The following is a 25,291-nucleotide window of genomic DNA, read 5'->3' on the forward strand; positions in this document are numbered from 1 at the left end:
ACCACGGCAAGTATTTGATTTTACTTGAAAAGGCGAGTTGGCGGAGTGGTGACGCAGCGGATTGCAAATCCGTGTACACCGGTTCGATTCCGGTACTCGCCTCCACAACATCTCCTTACCGCGTTTGCATTGAGCTTTTCGAAGCTTTTGAACCGAACCTTTTGCCGCGATTGTTCTAGCATATGGGTTTCCTTCACACCGCAACCCAAACAAACAAGAACTGCCGCCTAAAGTCATGCGATCAGGCAAAGCCTCTCATGTGTTTGTTAAGAGGCGTAGGGGCATCCTCTGAATGAACGCAATCGCATGAGTAACTTTATGTCTAAAACTGGGTCAAAAACGAAACTTCATGACAGCGCAGATGAAATGAATTAAGTGTTTATTCAAGAAAAGTAAAAAGTTCTGGACGTATTGTGGAACACATAACCTTTACCTTCGAGATGGGTGTCGTTTGCGCTCTTCTCGCTTTCACCGTTTTCCTGTTTGTGTCCGAGATCGTCAGAATCGACTTGTCCGCCATACTGGTCCTGGTTCTTGTCGGTCTGCTTAGCTATGCGCCCGGCCTTGAAAATCTGGCGGATGTCCCGCGTCTTTTCGATGGGTTCGCTTCCAACGCGGTCATTTCGATTATCGCAGTCATGATCGTTGGTGCTGGCCTGGACAAAACCGGCATCATGAACAAAGTTGCGGCCGTCATTCTGAAATATGGTGGCAAATCGGAAGGCCGTGTGCTGCCGATCATCTCCGGTACCGTTGGCGTCATTTCGTCCTTCATGCAGAATGTGGGCGCCGCGGCATTGTTCCTGCCAGTTGTCAGCCGGATATCCACGAGGTCCGGCATACCGCTGTCGCGCCTGCTTATGCCGATGGGGTTCTGTGCGATCCTGGGTGGTACGATGACGATGGTGGGGTCCTCACCGCTGATCTTGCTCAACGACCTGATCCAAACGGCCAATAACGGCTTGCCGGATAATCAGAAAATGCAGCCATTTGGGCTGTTCTCGGTAACACCGATCGGGGCGGTACTGATCCTGACAGGAATCGGGTACTTTCTGCTGCTGGGCCGCTGGGTTCTACCTGCGGCGGAAGGGGCCGACAACACGGGCACCGGTCAGGGCACACAAGAGTACCTGCAGCGGGTGTATGGGTTAAAGGCAGACGTATTTGAAGTTGTTGTGCCTGCAGACAGCCCACTGGTGGGGCAGATCCTGGCCGACATCAACCACGAGAACCACCTGTACATCATTTCAACGTTCTATCGCGGCAAAACGTCAATGGTTCAGGTTCTGACCGCCGAAATCGCGGCCCCTTGTCGGCTGGCGATTGTCGGGCGGCGCGGCGAGGTGGAAGTTTTTGCAAAGAAATTCGGTTTGACGGTCCTTCCCGATCTGGATGTTTTTGTGGAAGAGTTCGCACCCACCAATGCCGGCATCGCCGAAGTGGTCGTGACCCCCGACAGCAAACTGATTGGCAAATGCCCGCGCGAGCTTTTGTTTCGCAAAACCTATGGCATGTCGCTTCTGGCCATTCACAGAGGGGAAGAAACGCTCAGCCACGTGGAGACCGAAGATCATCACTCCACTCAGATCGGGCTGGAAAAGTTCCATGCCGGTGACATGCTTGTCGCGCACACACGATGGGACAATCTGATGCGGATCACGCGTGATCCGGATTTCGTTGTGGTGACAAGCGACTTTCCGCAAGAGGAACTGAGACCTCAGAAAGTCGGGTGGGCGCTTGCCTTTTTTGCTATTTCAATATGCTTGATCCTGTTTACCGATGTACGCCTGTCGCTGTGTCTTCTCACCGGGGCAGCTGGCATGATGTTGACCCGCGTTCTCAGCGTAGATGAGGCTTACCGCGCCGTTGGATGGAACACTGTTTTCCTGCTTGCGTGCCTCATACCCTTGGGGCAGGCCGTGCAGAACACCGGCACAGCCGCATGGATCGCACAGCAGATCATGGTCATTCTGGACGGCTGGCCGCTTTGGTCGCTTCAAACAGGCATTGCCGTTCTGGCAACTGCCTTTTCGTTGGTCATGTCGAATGTCGGGGCTACGGTACTGCTTGTTCCGCTGGCGGTTTCAATTGCTGTGGCTGCCGGAGGCAACCCAGCTGTCTTCGCGCTGACGGTTGCCATCTCTACCTCGAACAGCTTCATCATCCCGACCCATCAGGTCAACGCGCTGATCATGGGTCCGGCCGGGTACAAGGTCATGGATTTCGTCCGTTCAGGCGGCATCATGACCGCGCTGTTCCTTGTTGTGTCATTGGTGATGATCAACGTTATGTACTAGCGCGGCAATCGGGGCCGGATTTCCGGATTAGCCCACCGCGATTGCCGATGACATTTCGTTGGTAAGCTCAGGCTAAACCTCTACGCCGAGCCCCGGCCTTGCGGGACAACCTCATACCCCGGCTCTTCCGGTTCATCATCTTCCATCTCCTGCGGGAAACCGGGGGCTGTTATGTCCAAACCCGTCGCCTCTTCCAGACGTTTGATGATATTCGGCGACAGCTCGCGATCCCCATACCGGGCAATGCCATCTTCAAAAATCTTGATCATGACCGGGTTCATTTCCAGAGGCACCCCCGCGCGGTCTGCAACCTCCTGAAACAGACCAATGTCCTTTTTGACCAAATCCATAGTGAAAGAAATATCGCGCGAACCGTTCAGGATGACCTGACTTTCGGTTTCATGCACAAAGGACGTACCGGACGAGATTTTTATCGCCTCATATGTCGTGTTGAGATCCATACCCGCCGCCTTTGCCGTGACCAGAGCTTCAGCGCAGGTGATCAGGTTGGCCGTGGCCAGATAATTGGTCAGCACCTTCAAAACCGAGGCTGAGCCCAATTCACCAGTGTGCAAAACACGCCGCCCCATGGTGGTCAGAAACGGCAGAATCCGTTCAAAAGTCGCACGATCACATCCCGCGAAGATCGAGATATTGCCGGTGGCCGCCCGATGGCACCCGCCCGAAACCGGGCAGTCCACTGCCGCGCCGCCGCGTTCGATCACTTCGGCTCCCAAACGCTTGACCTCGGCCTCATCGGTTGTCGACATCTCCATCCAGATCTTGCCGGGGCCCACTTCGGGCAGCATCTCTTGCATGACCGCATCTGATGCCGCAGGCGATGGCAGGCAGGTGATGACCGCATCGCAATCACGCATTAACTGTGCGGGGCCTTCTGCCGCCTTTGCACCGCGGGCGACGAACTCGGCCACCAGATCCGTGTTCAGATCGTGTACCGTCAGATCAATCCCGTTTCGCAGCAAGGATCCCGAAAGCTTGCCGCCAACGTTTCCCAACCCGATGAATCCTACTTTCATATGTCGCCTCTCCCTGCTGGCTTGTACCCGTCATGCGACCACGGATTTATCTGACCATTCATGCCGCCCAACGACAACCACAGGTCGCTTTTCACACCCGCCCCCTGATGTTACGCGCAACGCGCTTGACAAGCGGGCCAGCGGTGCCGCATGACCCATTCGTTGGTGTCGGCAAGAGCCGATGAAAAGGGAATGCGTCAACGGATCTTCCGCCAAACGCAGCCGCCCCCGCGACCGTGACCGGAGAGGGTGCCCAATGCCACTGGCCAAGGCCGGGAAGGCGGGACATCCGACAGAGGACCTAGACGAACCGGCCCTCTGACATCCGCAAGCCGGGAGACCTGCCAGCACCCGAAGTTGAAACCGGGCGGGGTGTTCCGGTATCGGGTCCATGTTGCAACACGTGGCCCGCTTGAAACCCCGTCCCCCGCGAAGAGGATTTGGGGGGATGAGAGACATGACTGAGACCACACCGGTCGAGCTGCTGGTCTGCACGACCTGCCGCCGCGGGCTGCCCGTCGAAGACGATGCGCAACGCCCCGGCACTTTGCTGCACCGGGCATTGGAACAAGCCGAACTGCCCGAAGGCATCACCCTGAAACCTGTCGAATGCCTTTCGAACTGTGATCAGGGCTGTTCTATCGTGCTGCGCGGCGGTCCCGATCGCTGGACTTTCGTTTACGAAAATCTGAACGAAGTGGACCATGTCGATGTAATCGTCGACGGCGCGACCAAGTATCTGGCCACCGAAGATGGCCTGGTGAAATGGCGCGAACGCCCTGAACATTTCCGCAAAAACTGCGCCTCGCGCATTCCCCCGATTGGAGCCTGACATGTCGAATCTCGAAAAACTTCCCGTCACCGTGATCACCGGCTTTCTGGGCTCGGGCAAAACCACGCTGGTCAAGCACCTCATGCAGAACCCGCAGGGCAAACGTCTGGCTGTTGTCGTCAATGAGTTTGGCGATGTCGGCGTGGATGGCGATATCCTGAAATCCTGTGCCATCCCGGATTGCCCTGCGGAAAACATTATGGAGCTGGCAAACGGCTGCATCTGCTGTACCGTGGCCGACGACTTCATCCCAACCATCGAAGCCCTGATGGCGCTGGAGCCGCGCCCCGAGCATATCCTGATCGAAACCTCTGGCCTCGCTCTGCCCAAGCCGCTGCTGAAAGCGTTCGACTGGCCGGATATCCGCTCAAAGATCACTGTCGATGGCGTGATCGCTCTTGCCGATGCCGAGGCCGTCGCCGCCGGTCGCTTTGCGCCGAATGTCGAAGCTGTCGATGCCCAGCGCATGGCTGACGACTCGATCGATCACGAAACGCCGCTGTCCGAAGTGTTCGAGGATCAGATCTCGTGCGCCGACATCATCCTGTTGACCAAGCCCGATCTTGCAGGGCCCGAAGGTGTGGCCAAGGCCAAGGAAGTCATCGCCGCCGAAGCGCCGCGCCCCCTGCCTGTTGTCGAAGTTGCCGAGGGTGTCGTGGATGTCCGCGTTGTACTGGGTCTGGAAGCGGCTGCCGAGGATGACATGGATGCCCGCCCATCGCATCATGACGGTCATCACGATCACGAGCATGACGACTTCGAAAGCATCATCGTAGAGTTGCCGGAACAAACCGACCCTGCCGATCTGGTTGCCAAGATCGAACGTTTGGCGACCGAGCTGAACATCCTGCGCGTCAAAGGCTATGCCGCCGTTCAGGGCAAACCCATGCGCCTACTTGTTCAGGCCGTCGGCGCGCGCGTCCGTCACCAATACGACCGCCCATGGGAACCGGGGGAAGAACGCCGCTCGCGTCTGGTGGTCATTGCCGAGCATGACGACATCAAAGAGGCCGAGATCCATGCGATCCTTGCAGGCGTGACCGAGGCCGCCGAGTAACCCATGCACGTCGTCTTCCGCGAAAGCCACGGGCTCGAGGAAACCGAGACCCCGACCGATCTGGGCCAAAGCCCGGCGGATCTGGTTGTCTTGTCCTTCTCGGACAGCGACCTCGGCGCTTTCGCGGCGGGCTGGCATCGTGGCGGCGGGCCCGAAGGTCGAATGCCAACGCTGCGCTTGGCCAATTTGACCGCGCTCAAGCACCCGCTTTCCGTCGACACCTATGTCGAGCAGACGCTGGACGGTGCCAAGGGTATCCTGATCCGCCTGATTGGCGGCGTGCCGTACTGGTCTTACGGCCTGCAGCAGGTTCTGGCGCTGGCGCAGGCCAAGGGGATCGCGCTGGCTGTGCTGCCTGCGGATGGGCGCGAAGATACGCGGCTGGATGATTATTCCACCCTGCCCGTTTCAACGCTGCGCCGTCTGGCCCATCTGTGCGACACCGGTGGTGAGGTCGCAGCGCAAGCCGCATTGGCCCAGATGGCCTTGGCAGCCGGGCTCTATGCCGGGCCGGTGATGGGCGCAAAGACCCTGCCTGAATTCGGGGCGTGGTGCCCTGATCGCGGCGTGATCCCCGCAGAGGCCGCGTTCGAAGACGACGCAAAACGTATCGTCGTCACGTTTTATCGTGCCTATCTGACATCGGCCGACACCGCTCCTGTCGCAGCTCTGATCCGCAGTTTGCGCGCGCGCGGATTTGCGGCGGTGGGCCTGTTCGCACCTTCGCTCAAAGCGCCAACAGCTGCCGATTGGTTGCGCGAGACTCTTGTGGCGTTGGCCCCCGCTGCCATTATCAACGCCACATCCTTTTCGGGCAAAGGCGCGTCTGGCTCGTCTCCGCTGGACACTGCAAATGTACCGGTATTTCAGGTCGCTCTGGCCACCTCGCGGCGCAAAGCCTGGGCCGAAGCGGAACGCGGTCTTTCGCCCGCCGACCTAGCCATGCATGTTGTACTGCCCGAGGTAGACGGGCGGATTTCGGCGGGCATCGCCTCGTTCAAAGAACCGGGCAAACGCGATCCTCATCTGGAATACTCACGCTTCGCCCACCGGGCCGAGGCCGAACGGATCGAAGCCATTATCGACCGGGTATCAGGCTGGCTGCGCCTGAACGACAAACCGAAGGCCGAGCAGACCCCCGCGCTGGTGCTTTCGACCTATCCCGGCAAAGACTGGCAGATGGCCCATGCGGTGGGTCTGGACGCGCTGGCATCTGCCGAGGCGATGCTGTCCGATCTCCAGAACGAAGGCTATGACACCGCGCCAGCAGAGCCGATCGCCGAGACTCTTTTGGACGCCCGCATTTCCTGGCCGCTGGAAGAGTATTTGGACGCGCTGGCCCATCTGCCCGAGCAATTGCAAACCGACCTTCAAACGGTTTGGGGCAAGTGCGAAGACGATCCCGCCTTTGCAGACGGTGCATTCCACTTCACAGCTTTGCGCCGGGGCAAAGCACTTGTCGCGCTGCAACCCGAACGTGGAACACCCGAACTGCGCGATGACGATTATCACGACCTGTCGCGCACGCCCCGTCACAGCTATGTCGCCTTTTATCTGTGGTTGCGCAAAGGTCTGGGTGCGGATGCGCTGATCCATATCGGCGCGCATGGCACGCTGGAATGGTTGCCGGGCAAATCTGTGGCCCTGTCTGCCGATTGCTGGCCCGAGGCGCTGATCCAAGACCTGCCGGTGATCTATCCTTTCATCGTGAACGATCCCGGCGAGGCCGCGCAGGCCAAGCGTCGGATCGGGGCCGTCACGCTGGGCCATATCCCACCGCCGATGAAGGAAAGCGGGACGCCGGGCAGAATGGTGAGGCTGGAATCATTGCTGGATGAGTTCTCGAACGCAGACGGGTTAGACCCCAAGCGCCGCGACCGTTTGCAAGAAGATATCCGGGACGAAGCACAAGCCATCGGGCTGGAAAACGATCTTGGATTGGATCGGGCCACCTGCACAGCCGAGGCGATCACCCGGATCGACCGTTTTGTCTGTGACATCAAGGAAAGTCAGTTCGGTGACGGGCTACATATCTTTGGCCGCGTGCCCGAGGTGGCGGGTAATTTCGACCCGACGGCTTCGGCCCATGCTGAACGAAATGCCCTGATCGATGCGCTCGCGGGCAAACGGATCGAGGCGGGTCCATCCGGCTCCCCGTATCGCGGGCGGTCGGACGTGCTGCCGACCGGGCGGAACCTGTATACAATCGACCCACGCTCGGTCCCAACCCGCGCAGCCTATGCACAGGGCGTCAAACTGGCCGAAGAACTGGTGCGCCGTCATCTGCAGGAAGAAGGCGATTACCCCAAAGGGCTGATTATAGACCTGTGGGGCTCAGCCACCATGCGCACTGCGGGCGAAGAATTCGCCATGGCACTGCATCTACTGGGCGTCAAACCCGTTTGGGACAAAGGTTCCGAACGGGTGTCGGGCATCGAAGTCCTGCCGATCACCGATCTCAGCCGCCCTCGTCTGGACGTGACCTTGCGCGTGTCGGGCCTGTTCCGGGATGTATTCCCGACCCTTTCGGCGCTATATGGTCAGGCCGTTCGTGCGCTGTCTGCGCGTGACGAAGCGCCGGACTGGAACCCCTATGCAGGTCTGGCCCCTACGGCCCGCGTATACGGCCCGGCTCCCGGCAGTTATGGCGTCAACATGACCCAATTGTCCGAGGTCTATACGGAAGAGGCGCGCGTTCAGGCAGGTGAGGCGTGGCTGGAAGCCAGCTCTTTCGCGCTGGAAGGCGACCATATCGCGCAGGACAAAGACGGTATCACTCAGCGCGTGGCCAATGCCGACAGCTTTGTTCACCTGCAAGACCTGACCGAGACCGACCTGCTGCTGGCCAATGACTACGCTACGCATGAGGCCGGATTTGCCGCAGCTAAGAAGATCACCGGCGGCAGCGCGCAGCTTTACCATCTGGACAACACCAACCCGGAAAACCCGCGCGCCCGAACCCTGCCGGAAGAGATCAGCCGCGTTGTTCACGCCCGCGCTGCAAATCCCGGCTGGATCGCGGGGATGCAGCGGCACGGTTTCCGGGGCGCGGCTGAAATCGCGGCGACGCTGGATCACATGGCGTCCTTCGCGCATCTGTCCGGGACGGTCGCACCACACCTGTTCGACCTCTACCACGATGCCACATTGGGCAACGAAGAGGTGGACACCTTCCTGCAAGAGGCCAACCCTCTGGCTCATCAAGCAATGCAGGACCGGTTCCGTGCGTTGCTTGAGGCCGGGCTTTGGGACACCCGTCGAAACTCGATCCGGGCGGATTTGGAGGGTCTGACATGAGCGCTCCTGTCGTTCAGGGTTGGTGCCCCGGCGCCCATCGCCCCATGATGTCCGGCGACGGGCTGGTTGTGCGGGTACGGCCCCGGCTGGCGCGTCTGACAGCAGATCAGGCGCTGGGTCTGTGCGATCTTGCAGATCGGTTTGGCAACGGGTCGATCGATCTGACCAACCGCGCCAATCTGCAATTGCGGGGCGTGGAAGAGCACGACCACCAACCGCTGCTTAAGGAACTCGCGGCGCTGAACCTTCTGGACGCGGAACCCGGCATCGAAGTGCGACGCAATATTCTGGTCACTCCGCTGTATCAGGCGGGTGATTTGACTGCGCGCCTGACTCAGGAACTGATCGACCGATTGGCAGAGCTGCCCGCCTTGCCCGCCAAGTTCGGCTTCGCCATCGACACCGGGCCCGCGCGGCTTCTGAACACGGATTCAGCGGATATTCGTCTGGAAACGGGTGTTGACGGCCTGATCCTGCGCGCCGATGGCTGCGAAACCGGGCGGCATGTGACCGAGGCCGACGCCATTGATCATGTGATCGCGTTAGCCATTTGGTTTTCAACGACATACACGTCCGAAACTCGCCGCATGGCTCGGGTCGTCGATGCGTTGCCGCAGGAATGGCAAGGATATGCGCCCGGTCCCATCGGCGCAAAACTACAACCTGGCCTGTGTGATCTGGGCGCGCTTTATGGCGCGGCTTTCGGATCGCTGCCTGCGCGCAAGCTTTATGATCTGATTGACGACAGCGGCGCGATTGCCCTGCGTGTCACGCCGTGGCGGCTGATCCTGCTGGAAGGCGGGGCGGCGATACCTGCACCAGAGTTTGTCACGGATGGCACCGACCCGCTGATGACCACCGACGCCTGCCCCGGCGCACCGTTCTGCCCACAGGCGCAGGTGGAAACCCGCGACATCGCCCGCGCCTTGGCTGCGCGCATACCCGGACGACTGCATGTCTCGGGCTGCGCCAAGGGCTGTGCCCGGATGGGGCCTGCCGACATAACATTGGTGGGCGCAAGCGGACGATTTGATCTTGTAAAACAGGGCCGCGCAGGGGATGAGCCCAGCCAGCGCGGGCTCGACCCAGAAACACTCATGACTATGGACTTCACCTGATGCCCTACACATACGAAACCGATGGCGCGGCGATCTACAAGGAAAGCTTTGCCACCATCCGGTCCGAGGCTGATCTGGCCCGTTTTGATGCGGATGAAGAACAGGTCGCTGTCAGAATGATCCACGCCGCGGGCATGGTCGGGCTGGAAGAGTTCGTTCATTTCTCACCTGGTTTTGTGACGGCTGCCCGTACGGCGTTGGAAAATGGCGCACCGATCCTGTGTGATGCGCGTATGGTCAGCGAAGGTGTGACCCGTTTCCGCCTGCCCGCCGACAACGAAGTGATCTGCACCCTGCATGACGAACGCGTGCGCCCTTTGGCGGCCGAGATGAGCAACACCCGCTCTGCTGCTGCGCTGGAACTGTGGCGGCCGCATCTGGACGGTGCATTGGTCGCCATCGGTAACGCGCCAACCGCCCTGTTCCACCTTCTGAACATGCTGGAAGACCCCGATTGCCCGCGCCCCGCCGCGATCATTGGCTGCCCCGTTGGCTTCGTCGGGGCGGTGGAATCCAAGGATGCACTGTGGGAGGCACAACCGGTGCCGTCCTGCATTGTCAAAGGCCGTCTGGGCGGAAGCGCCATCACCGTGGCGGCGGTCAATGCCATCGCAAGCCGGGCAGAATGAGCATGGGCACCATATACGGTGTGGGCCTAGGCCCCGGCGACCCGGACCTGATGAGCGTCCGGGCGGATCGCCTGTTACGTAACGCCAGGCATGTGGCCTTTTTCCGCAAGCCGGGCCGCAGCGGTCAGGCGCGCAAGATCGTCAACGGAATGATCCCTGAAGGCGCGGTCGAGTTCCCTATGGAATACCCTGTGACCACCGAAATCCCGGTCACGGACCCACGTTACAACGAATTGCTGGCCTCTTTTTACGAGGATTGCACCGCCCATCTGAAAACGCTGTCGGAACAGGGCGAGGACGTCGTGGTTTTGTGCGAGGGCGATCCTTTCTTCTATGGTTCGTTCATGCATCTTTATAACCGGTTGCGCAATGAAGCTCCGGTGGAGGTTGTGCCCGCAATTACCGGCATGTCCGGTGCGTGGACCGCAACTGGTGACCCGATCACATGGGGTGATGATGTGCTGACCGTGCTGGTTGGCACCCTGCCCGAAGACACTCTGGCCGAGCGTATGGCGCAAACCGACGCGCTGGTTGTGATGAAGATCGGGCGGAACATCGACAAGGTGAAGCGGGCTTTGAAAACCTCGGGTCTTTATGACCGGGCGTGGATCGTGGAATACGCGCAGATGCCGAACCAGACAGTGACAAAACTGTCGGAGGCCTGTGAAAAGATCACCCCATATTTCTCGATCATCGTGGTGCATGGCCAGGGACGGCGGCCATGAGCGGCTGGGTCAAGATTGCAGGGCTGGGGCCGGGCGACGAGGCACTGGTGACGCCCGAAGTCACCGCAGCGCTGGCTGAGGCCACCGATGTGGTAGGTTACATCCCTTATGTGGCGCGCGTGGCCGAACGCCCCGGCCTGACCCTGCACGCAAGTGATAACCGGGTCGAAATTGACCGCTCGCAACATGCTTTGAAAATGGCAGCCGAGGGCAAGAAAGTTGTCGTCGTATCCTCGGGCGATCCTGGTGTGTTTGCCATGGCCGCAGCCGTTTTTGAGGCGCTGGAGAGCGGACCGGCAGAATGGCTCGATCTTCAGATCGATGTACTGCCCGGTATCACCGCGATGTTGGCCGCTTCTGCGCGGGCGGGCGCGCCGATGGGGCATGATTTCTGCGCCATCAACCTCAGCGACAACTTGAAACCGTGGTCATTAATCGAAAAGCGGTTGCGTCTGGCAGCACAAGCCGATTTCTCGATGGCCTTTTACAATCCGCGCTCGAAGTCTCGCCCAGAAGGTTTTGTAAAAACGCTGGAAATTCTGCGTGACGAATGTGAGCCAGAACGCCTGATCTTATTCGCTCGCGCGGTCTCGCGAGCGGATGAGGCGATCCGTATTTCGACTTTGGCGGAAGCCACGCCCGAGATGGCGGATATGCAAACGGTGGTCATTGTCGGGTCATCCCGCACTCGGGTGATCGAACGCAACGGCGCACCGATCGTCTACACGCCACGCTTCACCCCTGATAAGGATCAGGGATGAGACAGCCAGTCCAGAACCTGAGCGACAGTCGCAAGCTCGGTCCGCTTTGGCAGAACCGGGCGGTCGATCATCAGCACCGGCAGGCCCAGCGCGCGCGCTGCATCCAGCTTGGCCCGCGCGCCGATGCCTCCTGCGTTTTTGGACACAACCAATTGCGTTCCGTGGCGCTGCATCAACGCGCGATCCTCGGTTTGGGTAAAAGGCCCTCTGGCAACGACGACTTCCGCGTTCGGCAGGGGCAAGCTGTCGGGTTCATCCACGAGACGCAGCAAGTAGTGGTGCTGGGGCTGGGCGGCAAACTCTTCAAGATGCATACGGCCGACGGCAAGGAACACGCGTCGAGCGTCGCCGGACAGTGCGGCGACGGCTGCCGCAATGTCAGGGACGTGGTGCCAATTGTCGCCAGGCTGTGGCGTCCAAGCCGCGCGTGTCAGCGCGGCCAAGGGCGTCTGCGTTGCGCGACACGCCTCAATCGCGTTCCCGCTCATCTGGGCCGCAAATGGATGGGTCGCATCCACAACGTGTGTGACCGCGTTTTTACGGATGTAGCCGGCCAGACCGTCAGGACCGCCGAAGCCGCCAACCCGCACGGTCAAAGGTTGCGGGCGTGGGGCTTCCACACGACCTGCGTAGGAATAAACTGCCGCAATCCCTTGTTCCGCAATGGCTTTGGCCAAAGCGTTGGCCTCGGTTGTGCCGCCAAGGATCAGGAGGTTGGTCATGTCTAAAGCTCCGTGGCTGACCGTTTTGGGATTGGGCGAAGATGGGCTTGATGGCCTGTCGCCAACAAGCCGTCAAGTGCTGGACCGGGCCGAAGTGATCATGGGGCCACCGCGCCACCTGTCGCTTCTGCCAGAAACCAAGGCAGAACGCATCGAATGGCCGGTGCCGTTCTCGGATGGGCTACCGATCCTGCAAGGCTTGCGTGGAAGACAGACTGTCGTTCTGGCTTCGGGCGATCCGTTCTGGTTTGGTGCAGGCTCTGTCATTGCGCGCAATTTCGATGCCGGTGAGTGGGTCGCCCTGCCCGGCCAATCTACCTTTTCGCTAGCTGCCGCCCGGCTGGGCTGGCCCTTGGAAAGCACCCTAACCTTCGGTCTGCACGCCGCACCCCTCACCCGACTGCGGCCTCATCTGGCACCGGGCTTGCACGCGATCCTGTTGCTGCGCGACGGAAAGGCCGTGGCAGAACTTGCGACCTACCTGACAGAGACCGGCTTTGCCGACTCATCCCTGCACGTTATGCAAGCCTTGGGTGGGCCGCGCGAAAACATTCAACCCGTTTCGCTGACCGAAGCGTTATTGCGCACGTTCGATCATCCCGTCTGTGTTGGACTGGAGGTTACCGGTGCAGGCCCTGCCCTGTCCAAAGCGTCTGGCAAACCCGACGACATTTTTGAGACTGACGGGCAGATCACCAAACGCCCTATCCGTGCACTGACTCTTTCGGCGTTAGCCCCGCAACGAGGCGAGCATCTGTGGGATATCGGCGGCGGAACAGGTTCAATCAGCATCGAATGGCTGATGTGTGATCCAACCTTGACCGCGACCAGCATCGAGCCCCGCGCCGATCGGGCTGAGCGCATCCGTCGCAATGCCGATGCATTGGGTCAGGATCGCCTGACTGTCATACACGGAACCGCACCAGAAGCGCTGTCCGGTGTCAGCCTGCCGGATGTCGTTTTCATCGGCGGAGGATTGAGCGCCAACCTGCTGGCCTGGCTGCGCGATGCGCTTCCCAAAGGTACACGACTTGTCGCTAATGCGGTGACATTGGAAAGCGAGGCCCTGCTGGCACGTTGGCACGAAGACCTGGGCGGTGATCTGCTTCGGATAGAACTTGCGCACTCTGCTCCTCTGGGGCCGCGGCGAGGTTGGAAATCCGCATACCCGGTTGTGCAATGGAGCGTGACGCTATGATCGTTGCTGGCCTTGGTTTCTCATCTACAGCAACGGCTGGCAGTTTGCGTGCTGCGTACGATGCGGCAACTGCGAAACATGACGTGACGGCTTTGGCGACCGTTGCCGACAAGGAAGGCCATTCAGCACTGACATCCTTCGCAAATGAGGTGTCTCTGCCCCTGCATTTCGTTGCCGCAGCCGATTTGGCTGGGCAACGCACACTCACCTGCTCGACCCGCAGCCGTGCCACCTATGGCACCGGAAGCGTGGCCGAAGCATCCGCATTGGCCGCAGCCAGAGAGCTTTTTGGCTCGGGCGCGCGGCTGCTCTCACCCAGACAGATTTCAGACGACCGGCTGGCGACCTGCGCCATAGCCATCGGAGGACAGACATGACCGTTCATTTCATCGGCGCCGGACCGGGCGCTGCCGACCTATTGACACTGCGCGGGCGCGATATCATCGCATCCTGCCCCGTTTGCCTTTATGCAGGTTCTCTGGTTCCAGAAGAGATCCTGAGCCACTGCCCCGAGGGCGCCAAGATCATCAACACCGCGCCCATGGATCTGGATCAGATCATGGCTGAAATCGACGCGGCCCATAAAGCGGGTAAGGACGTGGCCCGCCTGCATTCCGGAGATCTGTCGGTCTGGTCGGCTATGGGAGAGCAAATCCGCCGCCTGAAAGAGATGGGCATCCCGGTCAGCGTCACACCGGGCGTGCCTTCGTTTGCCGCTGCCGCTGCTGCGCTGGGAACGGAGCTGACGTTGCCGGGTCTGGCGCAATCGGTGGTTCTGACCCGGACACCGGGGCGTGCGTCCTCGATGCCCGAGGGCGAAACGCTGGAGAACTTTGCGCGCACAGGGGCGACGCTGGCCATTCACCTGTCGATTGGCAATTTGGACAAGGTGATTGCAGATCTGACACCTGCATATGGTGCAGATTGCCCTGTGGCCGTGGTCTATCGCGCCAGCTGGCCGGACGAGCAGATCATTCGGGCCACGCTTGAAACACTCAAAGACGTGCTGGACGAGAAAATCTCGCGCACTGCATTGATTATGGTTGGCCAGGCGCTGGCGGGCGAAGGTTTCGACGAAAGCTGCCTCTATTCCAAGACCTACGACCGACGCTATCGCCCGCAAAGCGCGGACAGCCCGTGGTCCAGCTGGAGCCACGGTGATGACTAATCCCCCCGGCATTCTTATCTCGGCCCCGTCTTCGGGCACCGGCAAGACAACAGTCATGCTGGGTCTGTTGCGGGCGCTTGCCGAAGACGGGCTGACCGTGCAACCGTTCAAGAGCGGCCCCGATTACATCGACCCGGCCTTTCACCGGGCGGCCGCAGGACGGGCCTCGTTCAACCTGGACAGCTGGGCAATGGGAGAACCATTGCTGAGCGCGATTTCAACACAGGCCGAGGGCGCGGATATCGTTGTGGCCGAAGGCTCGATGGGGCTGTTCGACGGTGTCGCCAAACCCGGAGAGCTGGGCCACGGGTCAAGTGCTGAAACCGCTGCGCGCATGGGGTGGCCGGTGGTTCTGGTTCTGGACGTCGGCGGTCAGGCGCAATCGGCGGCAGCGACGGCGCTGGGGTTCAAGATGTACAACCCCGATCTGCCCTTTGCCGGCGTGATCCTGAATCGCTGCGCCAGCCCCCGGCACGAACGTTTGACCCGACTGGGGATGGAACGAGCCGGGCTGCCGGTGCTGGGTGTACTGCCCCGTCGCGGAGATCTGACCCTGCCCGAACGGCACTTGGGTCTCATTCAGGCTGTCGAGCACCCCGATCTGGAAAGTGCCATTGTTGGCTATGCTGCGTTTCTACGCGAACATGTTGATCTTGAGGCGATCAAGCGGGCTGCTTCCTCAGGCCCCGGCGGGCCATCGTCAGCCGCGCTGCCGCGGCCCCCGGCTCAGCGGATCGCGCTTGCCCGGGATGCGGCCTTTTCGTTCACCTATCCGCATTTGCTGGAAGGCTGGCGTGCAGCCGGTGCCGAGATCCTGCCTTTCTCGCCACTCGCCGATGAAGCCCCGGCGACGGATGCCGATCTGATCTGGCTACCCGGTGGTTACCCTGAGTTGCACGCCGGAACCCTGGCCGCTGCGAACACGTTCCTGACGGGTCTGCGTAAGCATGCAGAGACCAAGCCGGTTCATGGGGAATGCGGTGGGTACATGACCCTTGGGAAGACGCTGATCGACAAGGATGGCGTGCCGCATAAAATGGCGGGTTTGCTGGGATTGGTGACGTCTTATCAAAAGCGCAAGTTCAACCTTGGCTATCGCAAGGCTGAGCTTCTTGCCTCCATGCCCGGATTTGCCGAAGGCACAGCACTGCGCGGGCACGAATTCCACTATTCTTCGATCGTAGACCAACCTGATGCCCCGCTTGCGCGTGTGTTTGATGCCGAAGGCGCAGAAGGCCCGCAGACGGGCTCGGTGCGCGGAAACGTCACTGGCACCTTCTTTCACCTGATCGCAGAGGCCTCGGCATGAGCGGCTTTGTCTCTTTCATCGGCTCGGGCCCAGGAGACCCGGAATTGCTGACGCTGAAAGCCGTGGACCGGATGCAAAAGGCGGATGCCATTCTGTTCGACGATCTAAGCAGCGGGCCAATCCTGAGCCACGCGCGCGAGGATGCGGATCTTGTCGGGGTCGGTAAGCGAGCCGGTCGCCCCTCGCCCAAACAGGACCATGTCAGCCGGTTGTTGGTGGATTATGCCCAGACCGGCCAGCACGTTGTGCGGCTGAAGTCCGGCGATGGTGGCATGTTCGGACGTCTGGAAGAAGAGCTTGTGGCCCTGCGTGCAGCTGGAATTGAGTATGAAATCATTCCGGGCATCCCCTCTGCCATTGCAGCAGCGGCTGCGGCAGGCATTCCGCTCACCCGTCGCCTGACCGCACGACGCGTACAGTTTGTCACCGGCCACGACGTCAACGGTGAACTGCCGGACGATCTGAACCTGCCTGCTTTGGCGGATTCTCAAGCGACCACCGTTGTGTTCATGGGCAAGCGCACCTTCCCGCTGCTGGTCGAAGCACTGAACGCCCATGGCCTGCCACTGGACACTCCGGCGCTGATGGCAGAATCCGTTTCTACCCCGGATCAAAAGCTGCAGCGCGCCACCATCGGCGCGTTGGCGGAACAGTTGAAATCCGAGATTGGCAAAGCCCCGGCGCTGATCCTGTATGGCCCGCTGGCGGAGTTCGAAGATGATTGACCTAAGCCTGATCGGCATCGGCACGGGCAACCCCGATCATGTGACGTTTCAAGGGGCGCAGGCGATCCGGGCGGCGGATCTGATTCTGATCCCGCGAAAGGGAGAGAACAAAGCCGATCTGGCCGGGCTGCGCGAGGAAATCATTGCCGAAGTCACCGATACCGCGCCCCAGATCGCATATTTCGATATCCCGAAACGCCGCGCGGACGATGGCTATTTGCGCGGAGTTGACGAATGGCACGATGCCATTGCCCTGCGCTGGCAAGAAGCTATGGACACCCACCCATCGGCACAACATGTGGCCTTGCTAATTTGGGGGGATCCCTCGCTCTATGACAGCTCGCTGCGCATCGCTGCACGGCTGGACCCCAAACCCAAAACGAGAGTGATCCCCGGCATTACCGCCTTGCAAGCGCTGACCGCGGCCCACGCGATCCCGATCAATGAACTGGGTGCGCCTTATGTTGTGACAACCGGGCGCCGCATTCGGGATGAAGGATGGCCCGCAACAGGCTCAAAAGTAGCGGTTATGTTAGATGGAGAATGCTCGTTCCAATCGCTTGAGATGGCAGAGTTCGACATCTGGTGGGGGGCTTATGTGGGTATGAAAGAAGAGCTGCTGATCAACGGTCCGCTGGATCAGGTCGCCCAACAGATCCTGGATACGCGTGCCAAAGCACGAGCAGATCATGGCTGGATCATGGACATCTATGTGCTGAAGAAGCGCTGAGGTTAGTTGCACGCGCTGAACACGCGTTTGTGACCGCGCAGCGCGTCTAAGTCTGGCACAAAAGTCTCAGCATTCTATCGGAGACGTGATCATGAAAGCCTTTATTCCCCTGCTCTGCCTGATCGCTTCGCCCGTCTGGTCGCAGGACGCGCCGGAAGGCTGGGCCGTCTACCCGACAGGCAAATCCTATTCAGAGCTGGTTGACGCCACCAAATCCGCCATCAAGGAAAACGGGTTGATCGTCGTGACACAGGCTGGCCCTACCAAGGCAGCGGCCGCGCGCGGAATCACAATTCCGGGCAACCGGGTGATCGGAGCTTTCAACAACGATTACGCAGTGCGGGTGCTTGAAACCTCAACCCATGCGATGATCGAAGCGCCCATCCGCTTTTATGTCACCGAAAATGAGGATGGCACCGCCACCCTGTCTTACAAAACCCCAAGCTTTGTTTTTGGCCCCTACACATCGGAAGGGGGTCAAGCCTTGCTGGATATCGCCGCGGAACTGGACACAAAGTTTCAATCTGTTGCCGAAGACGCAGTCAAATAGTCACACTGGCGTGAACCGCCTTGCGTCCGGGGGCGTCCTCCGCAATCTGCTTTGAAACGGTTTTTTCGGAGCATGACTTATGCGTGACCCCTCGCCCCGCGCCGCGGATCTTCTGGCCCAACGCCTGTACGAAGCAGGGTGCCGCCACGCCTTTGGAATGCCGGGGGGCGAAGTTCTGACACTGGTCGATGCGCTGGAAAAGGCTGGCATCACCTTTCATCTGACCAAACACGAAAACTCTGCCGGTTTCATGGCCGAGGCCGTGCATCACCGCGACGGCGCGCCTGCGATCCTGGTGGCCACGCTTGGCCCCGGCGCGATGAATGGCATCAACGTGGTGGCCAACGCATTGCAGGACCGTGTGCCGATGGTCGTGCTGACAGGGTGCGTCGATGCGGATGAGGCGCTGACCTATACTCATCAGGTGATGGATCACGCGCAGGTCTATCGCTCGATCACCAAGGGCACTTTTATGCTGACAGCCAAAGGCGCAGATGTCATCGCCGACAAGGCGGTGTCGCTGGCGATGCAGCCGCGCCCCGGCCCGGTGCACATCGATGTTCCGATTTCGGTCGCCGACACGCCAGTGACCGGGGCGAAACGCCGCCGCTTGTCCAAGGTCGCACCCGTCAGCCCGGGCGGCGAGTGTTTGGAAAAAGCCCGCCGCTGGGTGGCCGAGGCCGAGCGCCCTATCGCTATTATCGGGTTGGACGTTCTTTATGACGACTCGCGCAGCGTGGTGCAGGCGTTTGTGGAACATTTCGGCATACCGTTCGTAACCACTTACAAAGCGAAAGGCGTGGTACCCGAAGATCACCCTTTGTGTCTGGGTGGTGCAGGTCTATCGCCGTTGGCGGACAAGCATCTGGTACCATTGGTCGAACAGTCGGATCTGGTGCTGTGTTTGGGCTATGACCCAATCGAAATGCGCCCCGGCTGGCGCGAGATTTGGGACCCCGAGGACAAACGCGTTATCGATATCTCGGCCGTGGTCAATGATCACTACATGCATCAGGCGGGGCTGAATCTGGTGGCCAACACCGGCGAGACATTGGAAGCCATCGCCAAGGGCAACCCGGCGCGCGCGACGTGGCCGGACGGCGAGCCCGGGCAAGTCAAAGCTGCGCTGGCAGACGCCTTCCCAAGTGATGACGCATGGGGCCCCGCAGCGGTCATCGCAGAAACGCGTGCGACCCTTCCATCTGAGACTCTGGCGACAGCAGACAGCGGCGCACACCGCATTCTGCTGAGTCAGATGTGGGAGTGCAGTGAAGAGCGGGGACTGATCCAGTCTTCGGCGCTGTGCACCATGGGATGTGCGGTTCCTATGGCCATCGGCCTGAAACTGGCGGAACCCCAGCGCCCTGTCATCAGCTTTTCAGGCGATGCCGGTTTTCTGATGGTGGCGGGAGAGTTGTCGACCGCAGCCGAAATGGGTGGCAACCCGATTTTTTTGGTCTTTGTGGACGCAAGTCTTGCTCTGATCGAATTGAAACAGCGTCAAAGACAAATGGGAAACAAGGGCGTCGACTTTGGCCACCACGATTTCGCTGCCATGGGGAGGGCCTTTGGTGGCAATGGTCACACGGTTCGCAACCGAACCGAGTTGCGCGCAGCGTTGGAAGCTGCTGTAAAGGCCGAGACTTTTACGGTCATTGCTGCTGAAATTGAGCGGGGAGGCTATGATGGCCGCATCTGAGGGACCCCTGAAGGGCGTCAAAATTCTGGATCTTAGCCGCATTCTGGCAGGCCCCACATGCACGCAATTGCTGGGTGATCTGGGTGCAAGCGTCATCAAGATCGAAAACCCGGCCACGGGTGGCGACGACACAAGGCAATGGGGTCCGCCCTATGTGACAGATGCCGAGGGCAAGCGCTCGGACCTGAGCGCTTATTTCATGTCCGCCAACCGCAACAAGAAATCCGTCGCGCTGGATATCGCCACAGCCGAAGGTCAGGCCGAAATCCGTCGCCTGGCCTCACACGCGGATATCCTGATCGAGAACTTCAAGCCCGGCGGGTTGGCCAAATACGGGCTGGACTACGCCACATTGTCGAAAGAGTTTCCCAGTTTGGTTTACTGCTCGATCTCGGGCTATGGACAAACCGGACCGAACGCCAGCAAGCCCGGTTATGACCTGATGGCACAGGGCTATGGCGGGATCATGTCGCTGACAGGCGATCCAGATGGCGCGCCGATGAAGGTGGGCGTCGGCATCGCAGATGTGATGTGTGGCATGTACGCGAGTGTCGGGATTCTGGCTGCGTTGCGCCACCGAGACCTGACCGGTGAAGGGCAACAGATTGATCTGGCGCTCGTCGACGCCCAGATTGCGTGGCTCATCAACGAAGGTGTCAACTACCTGACCTCGGGCAATGTCCCGCAGCGGCGCGGAAACGGACATCCGAATATCGTACCATATGAGGTTTATGAAACCGCTGACGGGCATGTGATTCTGGCCGTTGGAAACGACGGGCAATTCAAAAAGTTCTGCAGCTTTTTGGGAAGAACCGAACTGGCCGAAGATTCCCGCTTTGCGACCAACCCATCGCGCCTCGAACATAGGGACGCGCTGAACGCGATCCTGCGACCTGCGATGCAGTCACTGAACACACAAGAGGTGATTTCCGGTCTTGAAGCTCTGAAAGTGCCGGTTGGCCCCGTGCAAACACTGGATCAGGTTTTCAACACTGAACAAGTCGCCGCACGGCACATGCAGATCGACATGCAAGCCCAGCCGGGCCCTGTCAGTCTGATCGGGAATCCGCTCAATCTGTCTCGCACACCTGTAACATATCGCAGTCCGCCGCCGGTCTGCGGAGCGGATACTGAAGCCGTTCTGAACGCCGAAAACCCGTTCGAGGATTGAAATACTTGCACATTTAGGCGGCAACTCGCTGAAACATGCTCTTGAATCGGCGGTTTTTTTCATCTTTTTCGCACACGGCATTTCACCAATTCGAGAGCAGGGTCGATACTGTTACGTCCCTCTCTCACACTCTGTTACATCGAACAGTGTGAAATACCGCAATCAGATTGGACCCAAGTATGAAACAAGATGTTTTTGGACAGATGAACACCCTGACCCAGCCGGCTGCGGTCGACGCGTGGAATGGTGTTCTGCTTGGGTTCATGGCGCATGCTGCCGTCACGCCCCAACATCTAGGCAAAGCGCTTGAGCTTGAACCTGATTTTGCGCTGGGTCACGCAGTCAAAGGTCTGTTCATGGCGCTGCTGGGCCGACGCGAGATGATGGCCGTCGCAGTCGAAGCGCTGGCCGCGGCAAATGCAGCGATGGAGCGTCAGCCGATCTCGGCCCGTGAGCGCTTGTACGTGGACGCTTTGGCGCTGTTTTTGGCGGGACAACAGACACAGGCAGTACTGAAATTCGAGGCGATCCTGCGCGATCACCCGCAGGACACACTGGCGATGAAGCTAAGCCACGCGACTCGGTTCGTGCTGGGTGATGCCGAAGGTATGCGCCGGTCGATCGAGCGTGTGATGCCAGCCTACGAACCCGACCATCCGGGCCGTGGTTATCTGCTGGGCTGTCACTCTTTCGCGCTGGAGGAAACCGGCGCCTATGAAAAGGCCGAAATCGCAGGCCGTCAGGCGCTGTGGATGGTGTCGGACGACGCCTGGGGTCTGCACGCGGTGGCGCATGTGCATGAGATGACCGGCAACGCGCAGCTGGGTCTGGATTGGCTTGCAGGGCGCGAGGATGCCTGGGCGCACTGCAACAATTTCCGCTATCACGTCTGGTGGCACAAAGCCCTGATGCATCTGGATCTGGGACAGGTCGATCAGGTGATGGAGCTGTATGACGCCCATATCCGCAAGGACAAAACCGACGATTACCGCGACATTTCGAACGCCACCTCGCTTCTGTCGCGGCTTGAGCTTGAGGGCGTAAATGTTGGCAACCGTTGGGAAGAACTGGCCGATCTGAGTGCTGCGCGCACCGAAGATGGCTGCCTGATCTTCGCGGACCTGCATTACCTGCTGGCTCTGACGGGCGACAATCGCGCCGATGCAACTTCCAAAATGCTGAGCCGCATGAACCGTGACGCAGCCCAGGCAAAAGACGACACCACCCGCCGTATGGCTGATCCGGGTGTTGCAGCAGCCATGGGGTTGGAAGCCTTCGGGGACGGCCATTATGGCACCGCCTTCGATCACCTTCTGGCGGCGCGTGGGTCGATGCAATTAGCCGGTGGCAGCCACGCGCAACGTGATGTATTTGAACGCATTACCATCGATTCCGGTCTGCGCGCCGGACGTCTGGACGCGGTCGAGCGTATTCTGGACGACCGTCGTGCCAAGCGTGCCGGAGGCGAAGACAATTATGCCATCGCACGCCGCGCCCTGATCGATGCGGCCCGCGATAGCGGCGACGTGCAAAGCGTCCCCGCCGAATAACAAGACGATCTAGAAGGACAGAAAACGCATGGCGACCATATCGCCCGCTTCTGATTTTGCACCAGCTGCGACCCCTGCCGCGGCCCCTGCCCGCACGCGCGATCCACGGTTGGACTTTTACCGCGGGATCGCGATGTTCATCATCCTCATTGCCCATATTCCCAACGATCCCTGGGCCAGATGGATTCCGGCCAGGTTCGGCTATTCCGACGCGACAGAAATTTTTGTGTTCTGTTCAGGCATGGCCTCGGCCATTGCCTTTGGCGGTGCGTTTTTGCGCAAGGGCTGGTGGATGGGGACAGCGCGTGTGGCGTTCCGCATCTGGCAGGTCTACTGGGCGCATATCTGTCTGTTTTTCTTCGTAGCCATGACCATGGCTGCGCTGGACCAGACAGGTGCGTTCGAGAAAACCTATATCTCGTCCCTGAACCTGCAGCATTTTTTCAACGATCCGGCCTCGCAGATGGTTGGGATTTTCACACTGACCTACGTGCCGAACTATTTTGACATCCTGCCGATGTATCTTGTGGTTCTGGCGCTGATGCCGCTTTACATGGCGCTGTATCGGGTCAGTTTCTGGCTGATGGCAGCAGTATCGGTCAGCATCTGGTTTATTGCTCAGACCGGCGCATTGGCATTACCGGCCGAGCCATGGTCGGACCGTCAATGGTTCTTTAACCCGTTCGGTTGGCAATTGCTGTTCTTCACAGGGTTCGCCTTCATGCGCGGCTGGATTCCCGCCCCACCCGTTTCGAAAACCCTGATTTGGGTGGCCATTGCCTTTGTCGTCCTGTCGGCTCCGTTCGGGTCGTGGAAAGTCTTTACCTGGATCAACACCGCCACGCCCGATCTGGGCGCTGTGATCCGCAAGGGCTGGCCCCTGACTGAAGACCTGCGTGGAAAAACTGAATTTGGCCTGCTGCGCTATGTCCACTTCCTGTCGCTGGCTTATCTGGGTTGGGTCGCGGCGGGCGAGCATGGCCACCGCCTGATCGCAACAGGGCACAGTGTGGGCGCGCGGGTCTGGCAAGTCCTGCTGGCGGTTATCACAAAGGTCGGCCAGCAATCCCTTGCGGTCTTTGTGTTTTCCATGGCCGCAGCCCGCCTGATCGGCGTTGCGCTGGACCAATCTGGGCGGGATGTTGCCAGTGTCTTTGTCGCCAACATGATTGGCTTTGCGATGATCATCGGCGTTGCCTATTTGGCAGCGTGGTTCAAGTCACAACCCTGGAAGACCAAGAAATGAACTTTACCCGTCGCGCATTCCTCGTTTCGACGACCGCCCTGGCTTTTGCCCCGTCAGCCTATGCGACGGGCGGCGAAGTACCTTTTGATCGTAACTATGTGATCGAGATGGCGCGTGATCTGGCCAGCCGTCCCTATGCGGAACGCGATATGGTTCCGCAGGAATGGCAGGACCTGACCTATCAGCAATACCGCTCGATCCGGTTCCGCCTGGACCGCGCGCTTTGGTACGAGACCGAGACCCCGTTCAACGTGGATTTCTTCACTCCCGGCTTGTACTTCCCGCGCACCGTCAAGGTCGAAACGGTTGAAAACGGCATGACCACGCCAGTCGCTTTCGATCTGGCGATGTTCGACAAATCCGAAGACGTACCGCAACTGCCCATCGACGATACGCTGGGCTTTTCAGGTCTGCGCCTTCGGACCGAAATGCACCGCCCCGGCAAAACAGATGAATTCTGCGTCTGGCAAGGCGCAAGCTATTTCCGCGCCATTGGTCTGCACGAGGTATACGGCCTGTCCGCCCGAGGTCTGGCCCTGAAGACCGGCGATCCCGATGGCGAGGAATTCCCCGAATTCATCCGCTTCTGGCTGGAGCGCCCCGAACCCGGCCAGCGCAATATGGTTGTGCATGCCTTGATGGACAGCCCCAGCGTGACCGGGGCCTATCGGTTCAACGTCACAGCAGGTGCAGACTGCGTCATGGATGTTGAGGCCACGCTGTTCCCACGCGAAGAGCTGCCCCATGTCGGAATTGCGCCGGGCACGTCGATGTTCCTGTTCGACCAGACCAACCACAGCCGGTTCGATGATTTCCGCCCCGCCGTACATGACAGTGACGGATTGCTGATCCGCAATGGCGCGGGTGAGGTTTTGTGGCGGCCGCTGGCCAACCCGACCCGTCTGCAGATCTCGTCTTTTGTTGATACGAACCCGCGCGGTTTTGGCCTGATGCAGCGCAAGCGCGAATTCTCGGACTATGCCGATCTGGAAGCGAATTATCACAAACGCCCCGGTTTATGGGTCGAACCCAATCAGGATTGGGGCAAAGGCACTGTGACGCTGGTGGAAATCCCTGCAGATCAGGAAATCTATGACAATATCGTTGCCTATTGGCGCCCGGCTGAGCCCTATGCGGCAGGCAGTCAGGTCGACCTGTCCTATCGCCTGATCTGGGGGGAAGAGCCTCAGCGTACGCCGATGCCGCGCGTCATCAACACCGCGATGGGCGACAACACATTTGGCGAAGGCCGTTTGGCTGTCATTGATTTTGAAGACAGTGAACTGTTCGAGGACATCGATGATATCTCGATCTTTGTTGACTCGCCTCATGCCGAAACCTCGGAAGGTGTTCTGCAACGCAATCCCGACACCGGTGGGCTGCGCCTGGCCTTTTCTTTCCAGCCCGGAGACCGTAACCATATCGAGTTGCGCGCACAGCTTCTGAAAGACAAACAGCCAGCCTCAGAGG

At 59.7% G+C, this 25,291-nt stretch carries 22 protein-coding genes, 1 tRNA gene and 1 riboswitch; of the genes, 21 read left to right on the top strand and 2 right to left on the bottom strand.

From position 1 onward, the window contains the following. The first annotated feature begins 31 nt into the window (after nt 1–31). Nucleotides 32–105: transfer RNA gene (locus AC2FNU_RS02720), tRNA-Cys, on the top strand. 335 nt (nt 106–440) lie between these two features. After that, nucleotides 441–2,297, top strand: a complete 1,857-nt coding sequence (locus AC2FNU_RS02725) for an SLC13 family permease (protein ID WP_496784611.1) — start codon at nt 441–443, stop codon at nt 2,295–2,297. Nucleotides 2,298–2,377: 80 nt separating this feature from the next. Here AC2FNU_RS02725 and AC2FNU_RS02730 read toward each other — a convergent pair whose 3' ends face one another. Further along, entirely contained in the window at nt 2,378–3,334 is a 957-nt protein-coding gene (locus AC2FNU_RS02730) for an NAD(P)-dependent oxidoreductase (protein ID WP_496784589.1), read from the bottom strand. A gap of 146 nt (nt 3,335–3,480) precedes the next feature. After that, a riboswitch (cobalamin riboswitch) is annotated at nt 3,481–3,697 on the top strand. Nucleotides 3,698–3,791: 94 nt separating this feature from the next. On the opposite strand from AC2FNU_RS02730, the gene AC2FNU_RS02735 reads away from it, so the two are divergent. From AC2FNU_RS02735 to cobJ, 7 genes are read left to right on the top strand one after another with little or no spacing between them, the layout of a single operon-like run. Beyond that, nucleotides 3,792–4,166 carry a DUF1636 family protein gene (locus AC2FNU_RS02735; protein ID WP_496784590.1) on the top strand — a complete coding sequence of 125 codons (375 nt, stop codon included), beginning with the start codon at nt 3,792–3,794 and terminating at the stop codon, nt 4,164–4,166. Between the two features lies 1 nt (nt 4,167). Next, nucleotides 4,168–5,223 carry a cobalamin biosynthesis protein CobW gene (cobW, locus tag AC2FNU_RS02740; protein ID WP_496784591.1) on the top strand — a complete coding sequence of 352 codons (1,056 nt, stop codon included), beginning with the start codon at nt 4,168–4,170 and terminating at the stop codon, nt 5,221–5,223. 3 nt (nt 5,224–5,226) lie between these two features. Next, nucleotides 5,227–8,520: a cobaltochelatase subunit CobN gene (cobN, locus tag AC2FNU_RS02745; RefSeq protein WP_496784592.1), complete on the top strand. Its 3,294-nt coding sequence runs from the start codon at nt 5,227–5,229 to the stop codon at nt 8,518–8,520. After that, nucleotides 8,517–9,638, top strand: coding sequence for a ferredoxin-like domain-containing protein (locus AC2FNU_RS02750; RefSeq protein WP_496784593.1), 1,122 nt, complete (start codon nt 8,517–8,519; stop codon nt 9,636–9,638). The genes cobN and AC2FNU_RS02750 overlap by 4 nt, the downstream gene beginning before the upstream one ends. Then, nucleotides 9,638–10,267 (top strand): precorrin-8X methylmutase, encoded by a 630-nt coding sequence (locus AC2FNU_RS02755; protein WP_171091005.1) that lies wholly within the window; start codon nt 9,638–9,640, stop codon nt 10,265–10,267. The genes AC2FNU_RS02750 and AC2FNU_RS02755 overlap by 1 nt, the downstream gene beginning before the upstream one ends. Beyond that, entirely contained in the window at nt 10,264–10,992 is a 729-nt protein-coding gene (locus tag AC2FNU_RS02760) for a precorrin-2 C(20)-methyltransferase (RefSeq protein ID WP_496784594.1), read from the top strand. The genes AC2FNU_RS02755 and AC2FNU_RS02760 overlap by 4 nt, the downstream gene beginning before the upstream one ends. Then, entirely contained in the window at nt 10,989–11,753 is a 765-nt protein-coding gene (cobJ, locus tag AC2FNU_RS02765; RefSeq protein ID WP_496784595.1) for a precorrin-3B C(17)-methyltransferase, read from the top strand. Before AC2FNU_RS02760 ends, cobJ begins: the two co-directional genes overlap by 4 nt. Here cobJ and AC2FNU_RS02770 read toward each other — a convergent pair. Beyond that, nucleotides 11,744–12,475: a cobalt-precorrin-6A reductase gene (locus tag AC2FNU_RS02770; protein WP_496784596.1), complete on the bottom strand. Its 732-nt coding sequence runs from the start codon at nt 12,473–12,475 to the stop codon at nt 11,744–11,746. The two genes, cobJ and AC2FNU_RS02770, sit on opposite strands and share 10 nt — an antisense overlap. On the opposite strand from AC2FNU_RS02770, the gene cbiE reads away from it, so the two are divergent. The 12 genes from cbiE to AC2FNU_RS02830 form a co-directional block, all read left to right on the top strand. After that, a complete protein-coding gene (cbiE, locus tag AC2FNU_RS02775) occupies nt 12,474–13,673 on the top strand; it encodes a precorrin-6y C5,15-methyltransferase (decarboxylating) subunit CbiE (protein WP_496784597.1) in 1,200 nt (399 codons plus the stop codon). The genes AC2FNU_RS02770 and cbiE overlap by 2 nt on opposite strands. Next, the gene (locus AC2FNU_RS02780) at nt 13,670–14,050 is read left to right on the top strand and encodes a cobalamin biosynthesis protein (protein ID WP_496784612.1); all 381 of its coding nucleotides are present in this window, start codon (nt 13,670–13,672) and stop codon (nt 14,048–14,050) included. Before cbiE ends, AC2FNU_RS02780 begins: the two co-directional genes overlap by 4 nt. Next, nucleotides 14,047–14,841, top strand: coding sequence for a precorrin-4 C(11)-methyltransferase (gene cobM / locus AC2FNU_RS02785; RefSeq protein ID WP_496784598.1), 795 nt, complete (start codon nt 14,047–14,049; stop codon nt 14,839–14,841). Before AC2FNU_RS02780 ends, cobM begins: the two co-directional genes overlap by 4 nt. Next, nucleotides 14,834–16,150, top strand: a complete 1,317-nt coding sequence (locus tag AC2FNU_RS02790; RefSeq protein ID WP_496784599.1) for a cobyrinic acid a,c-diamide synthase CobB — start codon at nt 14,834–14,836, stop codon at nt 16,148–16,150. The genes cobM and AC2FNU_RS02790 overlap by 8 nt, the downstream gene beginning before the upstream one ends. Continuing rightward, complete coding sequence (gene cobA, locus AC2FNU_RS02795) at nt 16,147–16,875, top strand: uroporphyrinogen-III C-methyltransferase (protein WP_496784600.1); 729 nt, start codon at nt 16,147–16,149, stop codon at nt 16,873–16,875. Before AC2FNU_RS02790 ends, cobA begins: the two co-directional genes overlap by 4 nt. Further along, complete coding sequence (cobF, locus tag AC2FNU_RS02800; protein WP_496784601.1) at nt 16,868–17,605, top strand: precorrin-6A synthase (deacetylating); 738 nt, start codon at nt 16,868–16,870, stop codon at nt 17,603–17,605. Before cobA ends, cobF begins: the two co-directional genes overlap by 8 nt. 91 nt (nt 17,606–17,696) lie before the next feature. Beyond that, complete coding sequence (locus AC2FNU_RS02805; RefSeq protein ID WP_496784602.1) at nt 17,697–18,155, top strand: DUF302 domain-containing protein; 459 nt, start codon at nt 17,697–17,699, stop codon at nt 18,153–18,155. A 79-nt stretch (nt 18,156–18,234) separates the two neighbouring features. Beyond that, nucleotides 18,235–19,854 (top strand): thiamine pyrophosphate-binding protein, encoded by a 1,620-nt coding sequence (locus tag AC2FNU_RS02810; RefSeq protein ID WP_496784603.1) that lies wholly within the window; start codon nt 18,235–18,237, stop codon nt 19,852–19,854. Then, on the top strand, nt 19,841–21,025 hold the full coding sequence (locus AC2FNU_RS02815; RefSeq protein WP_496784604.1) for a CaiB/BaiF CoA transferase family protein: 1,185 nt from the start codon (nt 19,841–19,843) through the stop codon (nt 21,023–21,025). Before AC2FNU_RS02810 ends, AC2FNU_RS02815 begins: the two co-directional genes overlap by 14 nt. Before the next feature lie 179 nt (nt 21,026–21,204). Then, the gene (locus tag AC2FNU_RS02820; protein WP_496784605.1) at nt 21,205–22,575 is read left to right on the top strand and encodes a tetratricopeptide repeat protein; all 1,371 of its coding nucleotides are present in this window, start codon (nt 21,205–21,207) and stop codon (nt 22,573–22,575) included. Nucleotides 22,576–22,603: 28 nt separating this feature from the next. Beyond that, the gene (locus AC2FNU_RS02825; RefSeq protein WP_496784606.1) at nt 22,604–23,821 is read left to right on the top strand and encodes an OpgC family protein; all 1,218 of its coding nucleotides are present in this window, start codon (nt 22,604–22,606) and stop codon (nt 23,819–23,821) included. Next, nucleotides 23,818–25,291, top strand: a 1,474-nt coding sequence (locus AC2FNU_RS02830) for an OpgD/OpgG family glucan biosynthesis protein (RefSeq protein ID WP_496784607.1), incomplete at its 3' end; no start/stop codon positions are given. The genes AC2FNU_RS02825 and AC2FNU_RS02830, both read left to right, overlap by 4 nt.

Source organism: Ruegeria sp. BHSB064, from assembly GCF_059613205.1.